This is a genomic window from uncultured Zhongshania sp. (assembly GCF_963975605.1).
GTDB classification, from domain to species: Bacteria; Pseudomonadota; Gammaproteobacteria; order Pseudomonadales; family Spongiibacteraceae; genus Spongiibacter; species Spongiibacter aquimaris.
Genome location: NZ_CAXBHN010000047.1, coordinates 1 through 2,609, shown reverse-complemented (window position 1 = coordinate 2,609; position 2,609 = coordinate 1). Strand labels below are relative to the sequence as shown.

At 49.6% G+C, this 2,609-nt stretch carries 2 protein-coding genes; both read right to left on the bottom strand.

Going from position 1 to position 2,609, the window contains the following annotated elements:
* On the bottom strand, window positions 1-1,306 hold a 1,306-nt coding region (locus AAC007_RS17430), incomplete at its 3' end, for an AMP-binding protein (protein WP_339678544.1).
* Between the two features lie 30 nt (window positions 1,307-1,336).
* Entirely contained in the window at window positions 1,337-2,443 is a 1,107-nt protein-coding gene (locus AAC007_RS17425; RefSeq protein WP_295877982.1) for a DUF5938 domain-containing protein, read from the bottom strand.
* Window positions 2,444-2,609 lie beyond the last annotated feature (166 nt).

The window sequence follows — 2,609 nt, the reverse complement described above, 5'->3', positions numbered from 1 at the left end:
CGGGATGGGAATTTAAGACCTGTTCAACTTCATTGGGAAATACATTAAAGCCACCAGTGATAATCATGTCTTTTTTACGATCGACAATGGTAATAAAGCCCTCGTCATCCATCACCCCCACATCACCGGTATGATGCCAACCAAACTGCCTAACCTCTGCGGTAGCCTCAGGGTTTTTATAGTAACCAGGCGAAACCAAATCCCCCTGAATACAAATTTCACCGGCATGTCCGCGCTTGAGCTCATTACCCTCTTCATCAAGAATTGCTACGCGATTATTAACGCAAGGCCGACCAATTGACGCGAGCCGACGCTCATTGATGTTCCCTTCTTTATCTAAATAGTCCCACGGCGCTTTGGCGGTAATTGCCGCTGGAGCTTCAGACTGCCCAAAGGCTTCAGTCATGACAGGCCCAAAAACCGACACCGCCTCCTTAAGCTTTTCTACCGACGTAGGCGCTGCACCCACCAAGAAATGCTGAAGTGAACTGTAGTCACGGTCTTTTACATCGGGCAAGGCCAGCATCATGTAAACAACCGTAGGCGGCAGAAATAGATGCGACACGCGATACTTATCAATCGCATTGCAAATTAAATCAGGCGCGGCTTTACTCATAACAACGTTAGTACCACCGCGAGCAAAATGCAGCCCACCTATAATTCCGGCCGAATGCGTCATTGGCGCAACCACTAAATGGCATGTCTCGTCGTGATAATTAAAATGTGCGTAAAAGTTCTGATACATTGTGTAAATAGAACGGTGACTCAGCACCACACCCTTGGATTTCCCCGTAGTACCACCTGTAGGAAATACCGCAAAGGTTGCGTCCAAATCTACCGGCCCTACCTGGTGTGTTTCGGGGTGGCCTTCACTCCAGTTTTCAAGCGTGCTTCCTACCGTCGCGTCGCCGTCGATACATACCGCTTCGCGTATATTTGGCACAGCGTCCATAATTTGTTGCGCTTCTTGGGCATAATCACTGTGATAAAACAGCAGATCGCCGTCAAAGCGCGTAAGAAGATCAACATTCGTAGCAACGGTGTTGCGGGGATTTATCGGCAACCAAACCGCCTCTGCTCGAAACAAGCCCAACAGCGTCAAGAACGCGATGGTCGAGTTTGGCGCTAATATGCCAATATGACATCCCTGCTGGTAGCTATTACCGCGAATCGCCGCCGCGATACGATGCGTCACCGCAGATGCCGCTGCATAGGTAATGCTGGCATCGCCGCGATCAACATCGATAAAGGCAACATTGTTCGGGTAGTACTTCGCACCTTTGTCGAAGTAGTCGATCATTCTCATGCTTAGATCTCTTTCATCAATTTGCTAAAACTAGTACATGTCGACTTGAATGGGCAAAAACTTCTTAATCGCACCCAACATCACCTCGTGGCCAACAGCCTGACATGAGGACACAAAGCCCGTTTTACGCGGTGCTTCGCTTAGTAAGTAGGACGCGAGCCCCGCCTGTACAACACCTGTTAACTGGTAAGGCGCGGCGGTGTGAATTACGCAGGTTTTGCGCACCCCAGTGCCGATACCATGAACGAAGTCGGTCGTACGCTGTACCGTTCTGTTTTCCCGTGGTGGCATACCCGGTTGCATACCCTCGGCAATTTCCTTCAGCGCAGCTTCTTGCTGATCGAGCGGTAAGGGCTTGATGTTGTCTTCGTAATGCTTTTGCAGGGCGATTAGTTGCTCATACATAGTACGATTGGTAAATGCGGTCAGCTGGCGCGCACTGTGCACACGGTGGTCGTGTTCCAACCACATTGGCACACTGCCGCCACCCCATGGATGAGCTAGCTGCGTCATCATTTTGCCCGGCACCGCCATTTCAAAGCCACGACCTTTTTCCCACGGCAACATCTTATTGTTTTCCAAATAGAGATGATCGGCTTTGAACATAGCGAAAATTGTTTGCGTGGAACCGTAGGTCGGCACACCTGCAGCGAGACAGCCCGCTTCAATGGTATCGATACTGCCGTCTTCCAGAACCAAATTCATCGCAATATCGAGAGGCGTGTACATATACGCGGTGCTTGGCGCTAGAATCTTGCCATTGGCCTTGAATGCCTCATGAAATTTGTTGCGCATCTCAATCATGAAAGACTGCTCACCCGTGGTATCCATATAGTGAACACCGGCCTTCGCCGCTGCTTCAACAGCGACTTCGCCAAAGTACTCAAATGGACCTACGGTATTACAGATAACTTCACAGCCGCTTAGCAACTCGGTCAATGCGGCAACACTGTGCTCAACCTCTACCACTTCGTAATCGGCGGTTTCAATCCCGGGAACAGTGAGTAGAGCCTCTTCAATACGTGCTCTGCTGCGACCCGCTGCAATAAAGGGAATTTGATATTCGCGCAAAAATTCACAAATCAATTTGCCGGTGTAACCGCTCGCGCCATAAACAACGACAGGTTTCTTAGCCATGGTCTTTATCCTTTATCAGATATTAAAAGCAATTTATTTTATTAAACCGAAATGCCTGCTTTCTCCTGATACCAGCGGCTTAACCACGTAACCCCCTTCAGACCAAGGATTGTATTTTCACCGTCCTCGATCATCGCAGCGCGGGCGTCGCGCATCAGTTTTTCCA